This window comes from Ruegeria sp. BE3 (genome assembly GCF_056538865.1).
Genome location: NZ_JBQFTW010000010.1, coordinates 36,379 through 52,757, shown reverse-complemented (window position 1 = coordinate 52,757; position 16,379 = coordinate 36,379). Strand labels below are relative to the sequence as shown.

13 protein-coding genes are annotated in these 16,379 nt (G+C 56.1%); 5 read left to right on the top strand and 8 right to left on the bottom strand.

Annotated features, from left to right (window positions below; translation table 11 throughout):
* Positions 1 to 8 precede the first annotated feature (8 nt).
* A complete protein-coding gene (locus ACR0AZ_RS18110) occupies positions 9 to 1,076 on the bottom strand; it encodes a zinc ABC transporter substrate-binding protein (RefSeq protein WP_480471975.1) in 1,068 nt (355 codons plus the stop codon).
* Positions 1,077 to 1,132: 56 nt separating this feature from the next.
* Here ACR0AZ_RS18110 and ACR0AZ_RS18105 point away from each other — a divergent pair, with 56 nt between their 5' ends.
* From ACR0AZ_RS18105 to ACR0AZ_RS18085, 5 genes are all read left to right on the top strand, one after another.
* The gene (locus ACR0AZ_RS18105; RefSeq protein WP_480471976.1) at positions 1,133 to 1,645 is read left to right on the top strand and encodes a Fur family transcriptional regulator; all 513 of its coding nucleotides are present in this window, start codon (positions 1,133 to 1,135) and stop codon (positions 1,643 to 1,645) included.
* Positions 1,646 to 1,647: 2 nt separating this feature from the next.
* Positions 1,648 to 2,388, top strand: a complete 741-nt coding sequence (locus tag ACR0AZ_RS18100) for an ATP-binding cassette domain-containing protein (protein WP_480471977.1) — start codon at positions 1,648 to 1,650, stop codon at positions 2,386 to 2,388.
* Positions 2,388 to 3,185, top strand: coding sequence for an iron chelate uptake ABC transporter family permease subunit (locus ACR0AZ_RS18095; protein WP_480668018.1), 798 nt, complete (start codon positions 2,388 to 2,390; stop codon positions 3,183 to 3,185). The genes ACR0AZ_RS18100 and ACR0AZ_RS18095 overlap by 1 nt, the downstream gene beginning before the upstream one ends.
* A gap of 479 nt (positions 3,186 to 3,664) precedes the next feature.
* Positions 3,665 to 4,021 (top strand): hypothetical protein, encoded by a 357-nt coding sequence (locus tag ACR0AZ_RS18090; RefSeq protein ID WP_480471979.1) that lies wholly within the window; start codon positions 3,665 to 3,667, stop codon positions 4,019 to 4,021.
* Between the two features lie 3 nt (positions 4,022 to 4,024).
* Entirely contained in the window at positions 4,025 to 6,088 is a 2,064-nt protein-coding gene (locus ACR0AZ_RS18085; RefSeq protein ID WP_480668017.1) for a hemopexin repeat-containing protein, read from the top strand.
* Positions 6,089 to 6,385: 297 nt separating this feature from the next.
* Here ACR0AZ_RS18085 and ACR0AZ_RS18080 read toward each other — a convergent pair whose 3' ends face one another.
* The 7 genes from ACR0AZ_RS18080 to ACR0AZ_RS18050 all read right to left on the bottom strand — a co-directional run bounded on the left by ACR0AZ_RS18080 (position 6,386) and on the right by ACR0AZ_RS18050 (position 16,374).
* On the bottom strand, positions 6,386 to 8,098 hold the full coding sequence (locus ACR0AZ_RS18080) for an ABC transporter ATP-binding protein (protein WP_480471980.1): 1,713 nt from the start codon (positions 8,096 to 8,098) through the stop codon (positions 6,386 to 6,388).
* A gap of 4 nt (positions 8,099 to 8,102) precedes the next feature.
* A complete protein-coding gene (locus ACR0AZ_RS18075; protein WP_480471981.1) occupies positions 8,103 to 9,053 on the bottom strand; it encodes an ABC transporter permease in 951 nt (316 codons plus the stop codon).
* A complete protein-coding gene (locus tag ACR0AZ_RS18070; RefSeq protein ID WP_480471982.1) occupies positions 9,050 to 10,027 on the bottom strand; it encodes an ABC transporter permease in 978 nt (325 codons plus the stop codon). Before ACR0AZ_RS18070 ends, ACR0AZ_RS18075 begins: the two co-directional genes overlap by 4 nt.
* 88 nt (positions 10,028 to 10,115) lie before the next feature.
* A complete protein-coding gene (locus ACR0AZ_RS18065) occupies positions 10,116 to 11,681 on the bottom strand; it encodes an ABC transporter substrate-binding protein (RefSeq protein ID WP_480471983.1) in 1,566 nt (521 codons plus the stop codon).
* Positions 11,682 to 11,830: 149 nt separating this feature from the next.
* Positions 11,831 to 13,411: an ABC transporter substrate-binding protein gene (locus ACR0AZ_RS18060; RefSeq protein WP_480668016.1), complete on the bottom strand. Its 1,581-nt coding sequence runs from the start codon at positions 13,409 to 13,411 to the stop codon at positions 11,831 to 11,833.
* A 115-nt stretch (positions 13,412 to 13,526) separates the two neighbouring features.
* Positions 13,527 to 15,533: an alginate lyase family protein gene (locus ACR0AZ_RS18055; protein ID WP_480668015.1), complete on the bottom strand. Its 2,007-nt coding sequence runs from the start codon at positions 15,531 to 15,533 to the stop codon at positions 13,527 to 13,529.
* A gap of 517 nt (positions 15,534 to 16,050) precedes the next feature.
* Positions 16,051 to 16,374, bottom strand: a complete 324-nt coding sequence (locus tag ACR0AZ_RS18050; RefSeq protein WP_480668014.1) for an ester cyclase — start codon at positions 16,372 to 16,374, stop codon at positions 16,051 to 16,053.
* Between the last annotated feature and the right edge of the window lie 5 nt (positions 16,375 to 16,379).

The window sequence follows — 16,379 nt, the reverse complement described above, 5'->3', positions numbered from 1 at the left end:
GCCAGAAGTTACAGGCAATCGGCCAATGTCTGGGCCATATTGCGGATGACCTGTGGGTAGAGTGATGCTCCGGGTTCGAGGTCAGAACCAAGCGGGTCAATGACACCGGTATTGGCTTCGGTTCCTTCCAGAACGGTTGAAACAATTCCGGGGTTGAACTGCGGTTCGGCCAAAACGCAGTCGATACCTTCATCCCTAAGACGGGTCTGAATCTCTGCGATACGGGCCGGGCTTGGGTCCGAAGCGTCGGCGATTGAGATTGCACCCGCGGCCGGGAAGTCAAACGCATCTTCAAAATACTGATAAGCGTCGTGGAAAACGATAAAGTTGCTACCACGAACCGGTTCAAGTGTTGCGGTGATCTCGGCAGACAGAGCCGCCATTTCCTCCCGCGCAGCTGCGGCGTTGGCAAAGTAGGTACCGGCGTTGTCAGGATCTGTCGACGACAGTTGTGATGCAATCACGTTCAACCAGATTTCAGCGTTTGCAGGGGACAGCCAAGCGTGCGGGTCATTTTCGCCGTGTGCATGACCATCATGATCATCGCCATCATGTTCCGCGTGATCTTCGTGCTCGTCGGCATGTTCATTTTCGTGCTCGTCATGCTCTTCGCCTTCAGCATGCTCATCACCATGATCGTCATGATCGTGGTCATCATGTTCCTCTTGTTCGGCGTGCTCGTCATGCCCATGGTCATCGTGGTCTTCGTGTGCCTCGAACAATGCGTTCTCGCGGAAATCGAGAAGTACGGTGCCGTCCGCCTCAAGCAGAGATGTAACAGTCGCGCCGTCGGCAAGTGTTTCCAACGCGCCTTCCATCCATGGGGTCAGGTCTTCACCAATCCAGAAAACGATATCAGCCTCTTGCAAGGCGGCAGCTTCCGAAGGTCGCAGATTGTATTCATGCGGAGAGGCACCAGGCTGCATGATCAGATCGGGCGCTCCGACACCTTCCATGACCCGGGCGACCAGCGAGTGCACCGGCGCAATATCTACTGCAACGTTGGGCACCTCTGCCATGGCCGTCCCGCCCATCAATGCGGTTGTGATCGATAGTGAAAGAAGCTTTCTGGACATCAGACCCTCTGTGTGATTTTATAACATTAAGAGCGGCATACATGATATGGAATAACATGACAAGTGAGACGCACCCTGTTTCGACCGAAGATACGGCTCCGGTCGGGTTCCAGGAACATGACCACAAAAATTGCGTTGAGACCGCACTGACCACAGCGGAAACTCGATGCAAGGAAGAAGGGCTGCGCCTGACCCCGGTTCGGCGCAAAGTTCTTGAGATGCTGTTGCAGGAACACCGCGCGCTTGGAGCTTATGCAATTCTGGATCGCCTGCGCGATGAAGGCTTTGGATCGCAACCGCCCGTGGCGTATCGCGCGCTCGATTTTCTTGTCCAGAACGGGTTCGTTCACAAGGTTGAACGTTTGAACGCATTTGTCGCCTGCTCTCATCCAGGCGCGACGCATTCGCCTGCTTTCATGATCTGCAGAAAATGCGATGCCGTCGCCGAAGCACAATCTGCGCCCGCGAAGGGAGCATTGGGCGCTGCAGCACGCGCGGCGGGTTTCGAGATCGAACGCACAGTTGTAGAAGCTGAGGGAATCTGCCCCGACTGCACCCAAAAGGCGTAGAAATGAGCCTGATCACAGTTGAAAACCTCAGCGTGCGCTATGGCGCGAACACCGTGCTTCGTCACGTGGATATGGTAATCGAACCCGGAGAGATCGTAACGATCGTCGGTCCGAATGGCTCGGGTAAAACCAGTCTGCTGCGCGCTGTCATCGGTGCCACCGAACCCTCGGTGGGTAAGGTTTCGCGGAAACCTGGGTTGAAAATCGGGTATGTGCCGCAAAAACTTCATATCGATCCAACGCTGCCAATCTCGGTCGAGAGATTTATGCGTCTGACAACTCACGTCTCTCGCAAACAGTGCCAAGAGGCGCTCAATTCCGCAGGCGTCCCTGATCTTTTAAAGCGCCAGATGTCGCAATTGTCCGGTGGACAGTTTCAGCGTGTATTGCTAGGCCGCGCCTTGATTAACCGACCTGATGTGTTGCTGCTGGACGAGGCGACGCAGGGGCTCGACCAGCCCGGATCAGCGGCGTTTTACCGTCAGATCGAAGAGGTGAGGCGTGATACGGGTTGTGCCATTTTGATGGTCAGTCACGAACTGCATGTTGTCATGAGTGCTTCGGACCGGGTGATTTGCCTCAATGGTCATGTCTGTTGTGAAGGCTCCCCTGCTGTTGTGGCCTCGGCCCCAGAATATCGGGCGCTGTTCGGATCTGGAACCGGGGGTGCACTGGCCCTCTATCGTCATGATCATGACCATGATCACGACCACTGCGAACACTCTCAGGAAGCAGCAGAATAATGTTCGATGACTTTATGACCCGCGCGACGCTGGCTGGTATCGGCGTCGCATTCGCTGCCGCACCGCTTGGATGTTTTGTCGTATGGCGCCGGATGGCGTATTTTGGTGATGCTACAGCACACGCTGCGATCCTTGGTGTCGCATTGTCGCTTACATTCCAGATGTCGATCTTTGCGGGTGCGCTGGCGGCGGCACTTGTCATGGCGCTGGCGGTAACGCTTTTGGCTGGCCGTGGTTATGCGATCGACACACTGCTGGGGGTCCTTGCGCATTCCTCGCTTGCGTTCGGGCTCGTAGCGGTCTCCTTCCTGTCTGGTGTGCGCATCGATCTTATGGCGTATCTCTTTGGCGACATTCTTGCAGTGTCACGCTCGGATCTAGTTGTGATCTGGGGCGGTGCAGCGCTTGTTGTCGCCCTTATCACCTGGCGCTGGTCTCAACTTCTTACGGCAACGTTAAATGAAGAGCTCGCATACGCCAGTGGCTTTGATCCAAAGCGTGAGCGATTGATCCTGACGTTGTCTCTCGCCGTCACCGTGGCGGTTGCGATCAAGGTCGTCGGCGTTTTGCTTATTGCAGCGTTGCTGATCATTCCGGCGGCGGCGGCACGCAGCCTGGCACGCTCACCCGAGGCAATGGCCTTGATTGCTGCGGCAATCGGCGCATTTTCCGCCGTTGCCGGATTAAGGGCCGCATACGTCTTTGATACACCGGCGGGTCCTTCGATAGTCTGTGTCGCGGCCCTGTTGTTTGCAGGCTTCAACCTTTTTGGGTGGCGGGGATGGCGCAACACTTAGGTCATGCCAAATCACTGGCGTTTGCAACCGAGTTGAGAGCTTGCTTACCAGCAAGCTGCAAACTGCTATTGCCCTCAACTGAGAAATAGTGGGGCGAATGCCTGCGCCCTCTACATAAATCGCACCAGACTGCATGCCACTCTCAATTGACAGGCACCGCAGGCGATATTTCGCCGTCAACGTCATCGACAATTTCTGGTGTCAGATCAGTTAGTTTGATCGCGCCCTTTGTCCGTTGTCTCCTAAGGAGCTCAGAAAACTCGATTCTGGTGAATTTGAAGGCAAATTCGTGTATACTAGGGTTGAGTAAGGTGTGCCTGATGACACCCAGACTTGCGTCTGCAAGCCACTGTTGGTGGCGCATGTTTCAGATCTGATTTGATCGTCTGACCGCTTTTCCGCGGCACTGGCTGTTGTATGGAACAGCGGCTAATTTATTGATTTTGAATTCAATTTATTTAAACTGCAGGAGAATAATCATGTCGAATATGGTGATTTGCGCTGAAAAACGCGCTGACCGTCGCCTGTTGAAATCCAGACTCAAACAGCTTGGGATTAGAGTTGTCCATGATAGCGGCAGCCGCTTCATGATCGTTGGTGTTCCTGATGACGAAAAAGGTCTGAAAGATCGCCTGCCACCGGGAACCGAATTGCTCTCTCCCGACAAGGTCTCCCCGGAAGTTGCTGGCGAAGACGATGGGCAAGAACTGCTTTTCCTCAAGGCGCTGCAGTTGCGGCAATCAAAAAAATACCGCGAAATGAAGGCCAGTCAAACGCCGGGTGAATCTCCGGAAGAACAGGAGATCTATTCCGCTCCTTGCATGGAGGAGGATTGAGCCATGGCAAACGAGCGTCTGATCAACACCGTTTCGGTTGGCATCGTCTATGTCGGAAACACCGATGAATATCGCATCACCGATGAGGAGCGCGTTCATATCGCGGCAGAGGTGCAGGAAGGTCTTGAAGATCTGGCATCCAATGAGCCGGCTGCCAATATCGAATGGATTTACGGCCATCTCAACGTCAATATCTCTGGCTATGTACCGTGGGAGGGTGCCCGTTGGCCGGGCTGGCCCGAAACCTGGTATCGTGGCCCCGACGCCCTGCTGTGGTCCGATCCGAATGACAAGATTTATTGCTTCAAGGGCAGCCAGTACATTCGCATCGACCCAGCAAATGGCTGGCAAGTGGACTCGGGTTATCCCAAACCGATCGCAGGCAACTGGCCAGGCTGGCCCGCCAATTTCACCTCAGGTATCAGCGCCGCGCTGTGGAGTGATCCCAACGACAAAATCTATGTATTCAAAGGCGATGAGTATATCCGCATCGATCCCTCAAATGGCTGGCAAGTAGACTCGGGTTATCCCAAGCCGATTGCCGGGAACTGGCCCGGACTCGATGCAGAGTTTGCCGCAGGGTTTGACTCGTGTCTTTATGCGAAAGCGAATGACAAGGTTTATTTCTTCAAGAAATATCCGGGCGAGCCACCAAAGTATGTGCGCATTGATCCCGCGAATGGTTGGAACATGGATGCCGGTTATCCCAAACCGGTCGCCGGAAACTGGCCGGGTCTTGATGAGGTCTTTACCGGTTCGGGCAAAGGACCAGCCGCAGCGCTGTGGGGTGAGCCCAATGGAAAGATCTATCTTTTCACGGACGACAACACAGGCTGGGCCAGGATCGTCGGACGGTATGTGCGGATTGACCCTTCAAACGGCTGGCAAGTCGATGATGGATATCCCAAGCCAATCGGATTGAGCGCAGGCGAAGCCGAAGCGCTGTGGCGCGATCCGGCCTTAACCCAGCTCGGCTTCGATCCGGGTGGGGACGGTATCAACCAGATATCAGACTTCTTCCAGAATGGTGCCGGAGCTCAATATGGCTATGTTGCATTCTTCACGAAGTTCCCAGCCGTTTGGGCCGCATATGCCGGCGGCAAACGCGTGATGATGCGAAAGGGGGGAACCCCGGGCGCGATATCGTTCCTTGACTGGACGTCGATTGACCGCGTTTTTGCACATGAGACGGGACACATATTCGGTGCGCCAGATGAATACGGATCGTCAGGTTGTAATTGCACCTCGATACACGGGCGCTTTATCAAAGACGTCAATGGCAACTGCGCCAATTGTGCAGATCCATTGGTGTCTTGTGTCATGCGTTCGGGTGCCCCTAGCCAGGCTTGCGATTTTACACATGCCCATCTTGGCTGGCGTGCATTCCTGACGGGGCTAGGTGCTGGTTTCTACAGCTTCCCCAACGACAAGATCTACATGTTCTCAAAGGGTTACTATGCGCGCTATACTGGCTTCGATCTGGACACGGACTATCCGAAGCAGATGGACGGGAACTGCGTGGGCAACTGGCCGGGCGTTCCCGAGTCTTTCTATGACCTCGACGCTGCGACCTACACGCGCAAAAACCACAGGGTCTATTTCTTCAAGGATGATCAGTATATCCGGATCAATCCTTCAAACGGCTGGCGCGTGGACGCGGACTATCCCAAGCCCATAGCAGGCAACTGGCCCGGAGTTGACGGGACATTTGCAAACAGCGTTGACGCCGTTCTGGAGAGTGTGCCCAACGACAAAGTTTATTTCTTTAAGGGCAACCAATACCTGCGGATTGATCCGAACAACGGATGGCAAGTCGATGACGGTTATCCAAAACCCATTGCGGGCAACTGGCCGGGCTGGCCCTCTCATTTCAACCAGGGTATCGAAGCCATCCTTTGGAGCGAAACGAACCAACGGATCTATGCGTTCCGGGGCACCCAGTACATTCGCATCAATCCCTCTGCGGGGTGGAATGTGGATCCCGGATATCCCCGCTGGATCAACAAGAACTGGATGCCGTTCCCCGAGAAGCATGAGATTGGCTTGGGTATTGGTGTCGTCGGTTGAGGTCCACACCCGTTTCGTGGTGAATCTTAACGAGGTCTGGGTTGTCTGTTGATTGCCCAGATCGTTTGTTCTGGCAAATGTGGCCGCGAACATCGGTTGAAAAACGCATACACAACCGCACCGATACTTTCGATCACCGAGAAAGTGTCTAGGTGGCTTTGATCGAGGCTCGGCTGCCGTCGGCAGGCCATAATAAGTTGATGGCATCACCTTAGGGCAGTTGACGTCTGAGATACGGCCATCCGAGTGTCAAGAGCACCTAAGAGGTTGGAAGCCAATCTGACTTCGTTGTCGCCTCTAGCCCTCGCGCGCGCCCAGACCGTCGGTTGAGAGGTCGTCCAGCTTGGGCATCAACCGCAGCAGCTCGCGCGCGTAATCGGTTTGCGGGCTGGCGAACAAGTCGCTGGTTTCCTGAATCTCGACCATCTGGCCCTGCTTCATCACGGCCACCCGGTCGCACATCTGGCGCACCACTGGCAGGTCGTGGCTGATAAACAGCATCGTCAGACCGAGATGCTCCTGCAGATCCTTCAAGATATTCAGAATCTGTGCCTGGATCGAGACATCCAGCGCGCTGGTCGGCTCATCGCAGATCAGGAAACGGGGCTGTGTGGCCAGCGCGCGGGCGATCGAGATACGTTGGCGTTGCCCCCCCGAAAACTCATGCGGGTATTTCTGACCGGCCTCGTGCCCAAGCCCCACCTGATCCAGCAGCTCATCCACGCGTCGTTTGATGTCCGCGCCGTCCATCAGCCGGTGATGGCGGATCGGCTCGGCCACGATCTCATCCACCCGCATCCGAGGGTTGAGAGAGGAATACGGATCCTGAAAGATCATCTGGATATTCTTGCGGTATTCGTCCTGAACCGCACGATTACTCAGGTCGCTGACCCGCTGGCCCTGAAAGTCGATAGTGCCGCCATCTACCGGATAAAGCCCCGCGATCATCCGCGCGACGGTGGACTTGCCCGAACCGGACTCGCCGACCACGCCGAACACCTCTCCGGCCTGAATATCAAAGCTGACATTATCTACGGCTGTAAAATAGGTCCGATCCCACGGCAGCAACCCGCGCTGTTGAAGGAACTTCTTGGTCAGGTTGCGGATCTCAAAAACCGGCTTGCTGGTGTCGTTGTCCACCTTGGGCCAGTGACGCGCCATATCCTCGATGGCAAAGCGCGTCTCACGACCACCATAGCTGATTTGGGGGAAACGGTGCAGCTTCAATGTCGGGCGCGGCACGGCGGCAATCAGGGACTTGGTGTATTCGTGCTGTGGCTGCCCCATCACCTGCGCGGTCGTACCGCTTTCGACCACCTTGCCCGCATACATCACGGTTACCCGGTCGGTCGTATCAGCGATCACGCCCATATCATGGGTGATCAGGATGACCCCAACCTGACGTTCTTGCGCCAGTTCCTTGATCAGGTCCAGAATCTGCGCCTGGACCGAGACATCCAGCGCAGTCGTGGGCTCATCCGCGATAATCACATCCGGTTCAGTGCACAAGGCAAGCGCAATCACCACGCGCTGCCGCATCCCGCCCGAGAACTGGTGCGGGTATTGGTCCAACCGGGTATCCGGATCGGGAATGCCCACGCGGTCAATCAGGTCGCGCGCGCGTTTGGTTGCTTCAGCCTCGGACCCGCCCAGATGCGCTTGAATGGTTTCAACCAGTTGCTCGCGCACCGTAAACAGCGGGTTCAACGAGGTCAGCGGGTCCTGAAAGATCATTGAGATCTTCTTGCCACGCAGACTGCGCATCGCCTCGGCATCGATACCACTAATCTGGTCACCACCCAGCTTGATCTGCCCGCTTGCAATGCGTCCTGGGCGCTCCAGCAGGCCCATAACGGCGGCACCGATGGTGGATTTACCGGCCCCGGATTCGCCCACGAGCCCGTGGATTTCACCAGGTTCGACGGAAAGACTGGCGTGATCCACCGCCGTGAACAACTGGCGACGGGTCGGGAATTCAACGGTGAGGTCTTGGATGGTCAGAAGGCTCATGAAATCACCGCAGTTTGGGGTTCAACGCGTCGCGCAGCCAGTCACCCAGCAAGTTCACCGACAGGGCAAGGGCCAGCAGCGTGCAGGCCGGGAAGAACAGGATCCACCACTCACCCGAGAACAGGAACCCCTGCCCGATCCGGATGAGCGTACCCAGCGACGGCTGGGTCGGCGGTGCGCCAACACCCAGAAAGCTCAGCGTGGCTTCGGCGATAATGGCCAGTGCCAGCGAGATGGTGGCGATGACCAGAACCGGGCTGAGCACATTCGGCAGGATGTGGCGGAACATGATCGGGAACGATCCACGCCCGATCAGCCGCGCAGCTTGCACATATTCCTTGTTTTTCTCGACCAGAGCGGCACCACGGACGACTCGTGCGAACTGCACCCAATCCGACAGGGCAATCGCAATGATCAGGACGTAGATTGCCATTTCATCACGGTATTCCGGCGGAGTGATCCCCTTCGCGATTCCAAAGATCAGCATCGCCACCAGAATGGCCGGGAAAGTGAGCTGAACATCGGCGATCCGCATAATCAGTGTCTCGATCCAGCCGCCGAAATATGCCGCGATCAACCCCAGGATGACACCGATGATCAGCGCCAGCAACACGGCAGAGACGCCCACGAACAGCGAGATACGCAAGCCGTAGAGGATGGTCGAAAACACATCGCGCCCCTGATCATCGGTGCCCAACAGGAAGGTCTCTTGCGTGAACGCATTGGGCGTACCGGGCGGTGTGAATCCATTCATCAGGTTCAACGTTGCGGGGTCAAACGGATTATACGGCGCGATCAACGGGGCAAAGACTGCCGCCAGCACCAGAACGACCACGACCAGCGATGCAATTACAGCCACCGGAGAATGTCGAAACGACCAGGCAAAGTCGCTGTCCCAAAACTTCGCCATGCGCGATTTGGGAGCTGATTTCGAGGTTTCCATCGTGTCGGTCATGTGGCCCTCGCGTCGACACGCAAGCGCGGGTCAATGGCATAATAAAGAAGATCGACAATCAGGTTGATCGTCACGAACATCACCGAGATCAGCATCAGATATGCAGCCATGACCGGGATATCCACGAACTGGATCGCGTTGATGAACAACAGACCCACCCCGGGCCATTGGAACACCGTCTCGGTAATGATGGCGAAGGCGATGATCGACCCCAGTTGCAGACCCGTGATGGTGATCACCGGCACCAGAGTATTCTTCAGCGCATGGCGGAAATTGATCACCCGATCCGACAGTCCCCGAGCGCGGGCAAAGCGGACGTAATCAGCGCGCAGCACCTCCAGCATTTCGGAGCGGACCAGTCGCATAATCAGTGTCATCTGATAGAGGCCAAGCGTGATCGCGGGCAATATCAACGCCTTCAAACCGGACGCTGTCAGAAACCCGGTGGACCAACTGCCAATCATAACGGTCTCGCCCCTCCCGAAGCTGGGCAATAAATCAAGCTCGACCGAGAAGACATAGATCAGCAGGATACCTATGAGGAACGTAGGCAGCGAAACCCCGATCAAGGAAACCGTCATGATCACATTCGCAGCAATTCCTTGTCGTCGGATCGCCGTGAAGACACCGAGACCGATGCCAATCGTAATCGCGAGAAAGCCCGAGACAAAGGCAAGCTCCAGCGTCGCCGGAGCCCGTTCGACCAGAATTGTCGACACTGGACGCCCCTGTCGATAGGAGACGCCGAAATTACCTTGAACCGCGCCTTGCAGGAACTTGGCATATTGCACCACAAAGGGTTGATCCAACCCAAGCTCGGTCCTCAGACGGTCGATGTCAGCTTGCGTGCGCTCTTGACCAAGCATGTTGTCGATCGGGTCGCCGACAAAGCGAAACATCGAGAATGCAACCAGCCCCACGACCAAAAGCACGATCACGGACTGGAACATCCTGCGGACGATATATGCGAACATTCGTTTCCCTCGTTGATCGGTCTCTCTAGGCCGCCTTTGACCAGATGGTCAAGAGAGCGCTATCAGCCCGACGCGACGTTGCCGCTGATCAGTTCACCGTCACCCATCTGAGCAGGAAGAAGTTATCCGGGCGCTGCGTGACCTCGACATTGCTGCGCGTTCCCCAGACCAGCGGCTGAACATACATAGGCACGTAGACCTGTTTGTCCTGATAGATCTGCGTGACCTCATCCAGCATGGCCTGACGTTTGGCCTGATCCAACTCGGACTGGATCATCGGCAGCAATTCATCGACACGTGCATTCGAGAAACCACCAAAATTCCAGCTGCCCAGCTTTTTCTCTTCGTTCGGGGTTGCGACAAGGAACCGGACCGGATGCTCGGCGTCAAAAGTGCCCGGACTCCACCCCAGCAGGTACATATCGTAGTTGTCCTCGCGCAGTTCCGGCCAGTAGTTGCGCACCGGCATAGCGTCGAGTTCCGCTGTGATCCCGATTTGGGCCAGCATGCCAACAACAGCCTGACAGACAGCCTCATCATTCAGATAACGGTCATTGGGGCATTTCAGTCCGAACGAAAACCCGTCGGCGTAACCTGCATCGGCCAACAGTTCTTTGGCGGCTTCGACATCAAACGCGGGACGATCCGCGTTGGCCTCGGAATATCCGCTCATGGCGGGGCTAACGAGCTGCGAGGCGGGCTCGGCATTGCCGCGCATAATGGTGGCCAGAATCGCATCAACATTCACCGCCTGAGCCACTGCCTGGCGCACGCGCGCATCACGGAACGGGTTCGGCTTGCCCGCATCATCGGTGTATTTCAGAGCTTCGGCCTCATGATCAAAGCCCAGCATGATCACGCGCGCTTCGATACCCTGAATGACATCGACCTCAGCATTCTGCTGCAGTCGGGCCACGTCCTGAATCGGCACCGGATTGATCATATCGACATCGCCTGAAAGCAATGCAGCAACGGCGGTGGCGGGATTCTGGATCGGGTTGAACTCGGCGCGGGTAATGTTGTGTTCGACCTCACCCCACCAGCCATCAAACGGTTCCAGCACCGTCTTCAGCCCCGGCTCCCGCTCGGTCACCTTGAACGCACCTGTGCCATTGGCGTTGATCGTTGCGTAATTGCCGGTCTCTTTGTCGGGCACAACCGCATCGTTGGCTTCGGTCCAGCCCTGATCCACGATCATCCAATTTGCAATCGACGACGGAAACAGCGGGTTGGGTGCAGTGGTCATGATATCGACAGTGTAGTCATCAACCACGATCACGTCGCTGACGGGCGCAAACCAACTGCGCGTGTCTGCAGCCTCGCCCGAGGCGCGCTCATAGCTAAACAATACATCCTGCGCGTCAAAGCTGCTGCCGTCATGAAAGGTCACACCTTCGCGCAGTTTGAAACGCCAGCCTTCACCGTCGCCAATCGCTTCCCAACTGACGGCCAATGCGGGCTCAACGCTCATATCCTTGCCGCGACGGACGAGCCCTTCGTAGACATTGTTCAGAAACCCGAGCACCGGGGCCGAGTTGACCGCGTGCGGGTCCATGGTCTGAGGATCAGTGGTCGAGGCCCATTTGAACTCGGCTGCTTGCACGGTACCGGCCAGCAACATAGTCAGGCCGATGGCGCTGTTCCTGAGGATCATGACGATTACTCCCTGTTTATGGATCAGAGCTTCGTGGTTTTTGGCTGGTGCGTAAAGGAATTCTCACATTGAGATCACGCGCCCGTTACCATCGGAGACATGGAAGCAGGGCGCGAAATCGCGCCCTGCCCTGCATCCTGAGAGATGCCTTAGTTCATTTCGAAGTATTTGATCTTCGGCGAGTCTTCCGGCTCAACGATGGTGCCGACACCGGACTTCATACCCCAGTTCAGCACCTGATGGTGGATCGGGATATAAAGTTGCTCGCCCTGAACAACCTGCCAGATGTCCGCAATCTGCTGATCACGTGCGGGCAGATCAGTTTCCGAGGCCAATGCTACGATCTTGGCGTCCAGATCCGGGTTGGAATAGCGCGTGCCGTTCCACGAGCCGTATTTCTCACCCTTTGAGTGTACCAGGAAGTTGAAGATGTATTCCGAGTCATAGGTCGGAACACCCCAGCCCAGCATATAGAAGTCGGTCTCGAGATTGTTGATCAGCGGGAAGTGCTGCGCCTTCGGTTTGGCATCCAGATTCACGGTGATCCCGATCTGGGCCAGCATACCGACCGCCGCCTGACAGATCGCCTCATCATTGATGTAGCGGTCATTCGGGCAGTTCAACGTCAGCGAGAAACCATCAGGATAGCCTGCTTCGGCCATAAGCGCCTTGGCGCCCTCGATATCGGTCGATGAAGACGAATCCATATCCGCATCCCAACCATTCACGAACGGGGGTGAAATCATACCCGCCGGAGCAGACTGGCCACGCATCACAACCTGTTTGATCGCATCGCGGTTGATCGCCTTGGACATCGCCTGACGCACCCGGACATCCGACAACGGGTTCGCGCCGTCAACACTATCCGAGGACAGATCGGCATCACCCATGTTCATACCGAAGAAGATCACCCGGTTCTGCGGCGCTGTGCGCACATCCAGACCGTCGGTTCCGGCCACACGCTCAAGATCCTGCACCGGTACGTCCTGAATGAAATCCACCTCGCCCGACAGCAGGGCGGCAACACGGGTCGCGGCGTTCTGGATCGGCGTATAGATGATTTCAGTCACCTGAAGCGGGAACTCGTCCTTACCCCAGTAGTTTTCGTTGGCGCTCAGAACGGTCTTCACGTCGGGTTCGCGGCTGACCAGCTTGTACGGGCCGGTTCCGTTGGCGTTCTTGGCCGCAAAGGTATCTTCACCGCCCTCATAATCCTGAACCTTCACAGCATTGTTCGCCTCGGCCCAATCCTTGTCCATCATGAACATGTTGGTCAGGTTGTTGGGCATGATCGGGTTCGGACCGTCGGTTTCGATCTCAACCGTGAACTTGTCGGGTGCGCGCACCTCTTTCACCGAAGCGAGCAATTCCTTGTAATCCGAATCCGGCGTCATCGCGCGATTCAGCGAGAAGACAACGTCCTCACTGTCAAATTCGGCACCATCGTGAAAGGTGACGCCTTCGCGTAGTTTGAACACCCAGACATTCGGGTTTTCTTCGGATGGTGCCCATTCGGTCGCCAACGACGGAACCAGCGCACCGGAGTGATCGCGCATCACCAGCGTTTCCATGATCTGGTGCGCCATGGCCGAAGTCGGTCCTTCGTTCTGGGCATGTGGGTCCAGCGTCAGCGCGTCACCAGCGCGGGCCCATCGCAGAGTCTCGGCCGAAGCACCGGCTGCAATCATCGCCGTGGCACTTGCGGCAAGCATAAGTGTTTTGAATGACATACGTCGTCTCCCCTGTGTTGTTTTGACCGCATTTGACTACGGCTGACCGAATTTTCCGGTACTCATGCCAACGCATCATCCAGATCATTTTTCGAGTTGCAACACCCGATTGTGATCAAAGAGGCCTGCCGTAGCCACGCGCCAGACGCCAGAAAGGCGGGATGCCGTCATGGGGATAATAGCAGGCCGGGGCTTCTTCAAACTGAAGTATCCCCTGCCCGGTCCGATGCCGTAACGTCGCGTCAATGGGGACCAGACGTGCGAACTCGAAGGGTTCGATCTGCTCGTGCTTCCAACCTTCGACGGATTGTTTGAGCAGCTGACGCATGGCGACAACCAGCCTCTCTGCCGCTTCACTGCTCCAGGGTTGCAACCCGGTCCCTTCCAGCAGATTGAAAAGGTTGATCCAGCTTTGCAGGTTGTACGCGCAATAATGCTGGGTCAGCGTGCGGGTCATTTCATGAGGCTGTTCACCGTCATCGGTAATACTGCCGAGAATCCGCGCCTGTGCCCGCAGGTTGATCCGCTGCAATGCGGTTTTATCCCCCAGGAAAGACGCCAGAGACGCCGCCTGCAGGTCATAACACGTACCGTGGTTGTTCTTCGCCCGACGCTCACCCTGCCCCTGATCACTATCGGTTAACCACGCAAAGAACTCGGCGCACCAATCGCGCACCCCCGCGCTGACTTCTGAATCGCCCAGCATCCGCACCGCATCGAGGAAGAAGTAGAAATCCTTTGTTTCGATCAGGCCGTGTGCTAACCCTTTGTCGCCTTTGTGCCCTAACCGGACCTGCGCGTAGTCCAGATTCGGGTTCATTCTGGTCGCCGGATCGATAAACCAGGTTTCAACCAAACGCGTAGCATGATCCGCATAGCGGCCTTCGCCAGTGAGCTTTGCAGTCAGCGCCAAAGCAATCGAGTCGTCAAAGAGCCTCTGCAACCGTGTCCGGTCAAACCGGTCACTCTCTTGCTCGTATAGTTGCGTGCCAGGCACTCGTTCCCCGTCCCGGAACACATAAGGCCGTCCGTCTTTTTTCTTTGGGTTGGGCCACCAGTAAGGCGATGGATGAAAATAGTCGTGAATGTCCCCGCTAGGACCAGGCTCGGGTTTATCGGTGACCGAAAATGGACCACGGGTCAGAGCGTCCTCGGCTGCGTCCCGTAATGCGTTCAGATCGGCATCCGTCAACGCGTCGAGCCGGGCCTGATCGTAAAACACGGTTGCGCCGTCGATATGGGTCCCTTCCATGCGACGCGCTTCAAGCATGTCCAACGTGGCGCAGATCGCCTCATTCCTGGCGGTGCCGCGATTGATAAGGGTCTTAACCCCTTTTTGCTCCAACTTGGCCTGTCCGGAAAACAAACGCGCCACCCACCCGGCATATCCCACGCGATGGCCTTCCGCGCTGACCTTGCGAGGCGGAAGATCGAAGCTCTCCAGGGGCCAGTTCTGCCAGGGTCCGGGTATGCCCAGATGGACAAACAGTTCGACCTTGGGACGCCGCCCATAAGGGTGCTCTTCATCAAACCGAAGTGGCGCGTCACATCGAAAGGCCATTTGCGGCTCTTCGTTTGCCTCGGGTTTGGCAGAGTCCTGAAGCAGCTCCTCATTGTTCTGCATGCGTGCCATCGGCACACAGAAATACCGCTTATCTCGCTGAGAGATGATGTCTTCGCGCACAGCCCCCCAGGCGCTCTGAGTAAAGAAACAGTTCCCATCAAATGGCAGCGCCCACTTGGCGTGTTCCAAGCAGAACTCCAGCGCCTGATTGCGCGCGCCGTTGTTGTTCATCACGTAGTTATTGCGCGCCCGGTAAGCCTGCGTAATCATTTTGTTTCGGGTTTCACCATCCAGCCGTTCAAGCGTTCCGTCGGCGAAAACCATCGGGTCTTCGAAGGGCGCAAAATCATATCCGATTGTTTGCAGCGCTGTCGGATCGAAAGGAATGCGCAGATATTTCTGATTATGTGCCTCAAGCAGGACTATAAGCTCAGCCTCTGCTTCAGGATCGACGATCCGATTCAGTATCCAGAGCTTCGTGCAGTCCTTCAGCTCCGGCTCGTTTTCAAGAATGAAACTGACATTTTCCCGCGATTGACCGGCCTTGTGACGTGGCACAAGATCGTTTCCAATTACCCGGCACAGGGCGAAGGTGTCAGGTCGACTTTCAATCAGCCTTTCCTCTGCCTCATCAGATTGCACCGGTTCCACCGATGACAAATTGCCGGCAACATCCCCCATTTTTTTCGTGGATCGTCGAGGTGACTTTTTCTTACGGCGCCACACAAAGAAGAATATCGGCAGCAGTATCGGTGAAAGCAGGACAAGAACCGGCGAGAGCAGAATCAAAACACGATTGCGCAGCCGTTTGCGCCGCTCGCGCTCCTTCAAGGACAGAGGGGGTTTACCAGTTACATTGTTCTGACTTTTCGTCACGGGAAAGACTGCCATTCTAAACGTTCTACCCGGCAGTGCGGCGCGATGCGTTACAGCGGGAATTCAATCCTCTCCCCATAACCTCTACCCGATCAAACAAGCAACAGCACGCAATCTGCAGAACCGCCAGCGTACTCCAGCTCAGGCTTATGCAACGAGCGAATGCAGCGAGGAAAATTTCAGATCAACATTAGATTGGTCAGCACATCTCATGTGCTGGTAAAGTCATCTGGCGATGACGCTCTAACAGATCAATGCCCAGTTGTTTCAAGAACCAAAGCAGGTCGATGAAGATCCAGTTTTCGACCAGCTTCCCATCTTTACATCGGTAGAGATCAACAATCCGCATGTCGGCCTCTGTATCAGAAACACTCGTAAGCCCCAAAAAACCGCCTCTGGGCCTCATGGTCAGACTGGGATAGCCAAAGAAGCCACAATAATTGCCCTCTCCGATGCGCGTGACATGACCGTTGTGCCGCACGAATTCGAGCCCATCTTCGAACGGTAGGACATGGCCCTTCATATACC

Excerpts from the sequence above, each read along its gene's own strand:
- ACR0AZ_RS18110 (WP_480471975.1), bottom strand. The coding sequence starts at position 1,076 with ATGTCCAGAAAGCTTCTTTCACTATCGATCACAACCGCATTGATGGGC.
- ACR0AZ_RS18105 (WP_480471976.1), top strand. The coding sequence starts at position 1,133 with ATGACAAGTGAGACGCACCCTGTTTCGACCGAAGATACGGCTCCGGTC.
- ACR0AZ_RS18100 (WP_480471977.1), top strand. The coding sequence starts at position 1,648 with ATGAGCCTGATCACAGTTGAAAACCTCAGCGTGCGCTATGGCGCGAAC.
- ACR0AZ_RS18095 (WP_480668018.1), top strand. The coding sequence starts at position 2,388 with ATGTTCGATGACTTTATGACCCGCGCGACGCTGGCTGGTATCGGCGTC.
- ACR0AZ_RS18090 (WP_480471979.1), top strand. The coding sequence starts at position 3,665 with ATGTCGAATATGGTGATTTGCGCTGAAAAACGCGCTGACCGTCGCCTG.
- ACR0AZ_RS18085 (WP_480668017.1), top strand. The coding sequence starts at position 4,025 with ATGGCAAACGAGCGTCTGATCAACACCGTTTCGGTTGGCATCGTCTAT.
- ACR0AZ_RS18080 (WP_480471980.1), bottom strand. The coding sequence starts at position 8,098 with ATGAGCCTTCTGACCATCCAAGACCTCACCGTTGAATTCCCGACCCGT.
- ACR0AZ_RS18075 (WP_480471981.1), bottom strand. The coding sequence starts at position 9,053 with ATGACCGACACGATGGAAACCTCGAAATCAGCTCCCAAATCGCGCATG.
- ACR0AZ_RS18070 (WP_480471982.1), bottom strand. The coding sequence starts at position 10,027 with ATGTTCGCATATATCGTCCGCAGGATGTTCCAGTCCGTGATCGTGCTT.
- ACR0AZ_RS18065 (WP_480471983.1), bottom strand. The coding sequence starts at position 11,681 with ATGATCCTCAGGAACAGCGCCATCGGCCTGACTATGTTGCTGGCCGGT.
- ACR0AZ_RS18060 (WP_480668016.1), bottom strand. The coding sequence starts at position 13,411 with ATGTCATTCAAAACACTTATGCTTGCCGCAAGTGCCACGGCGATGATT.
- ACR0AZ_RS18050 (WP_480668014.1), bottom strand. The coding sequence starts at position 16,374 with ATGAAGGGCCATGTCCTACCGTTCGAAGATGGGCTCGAATTCGTGCGG.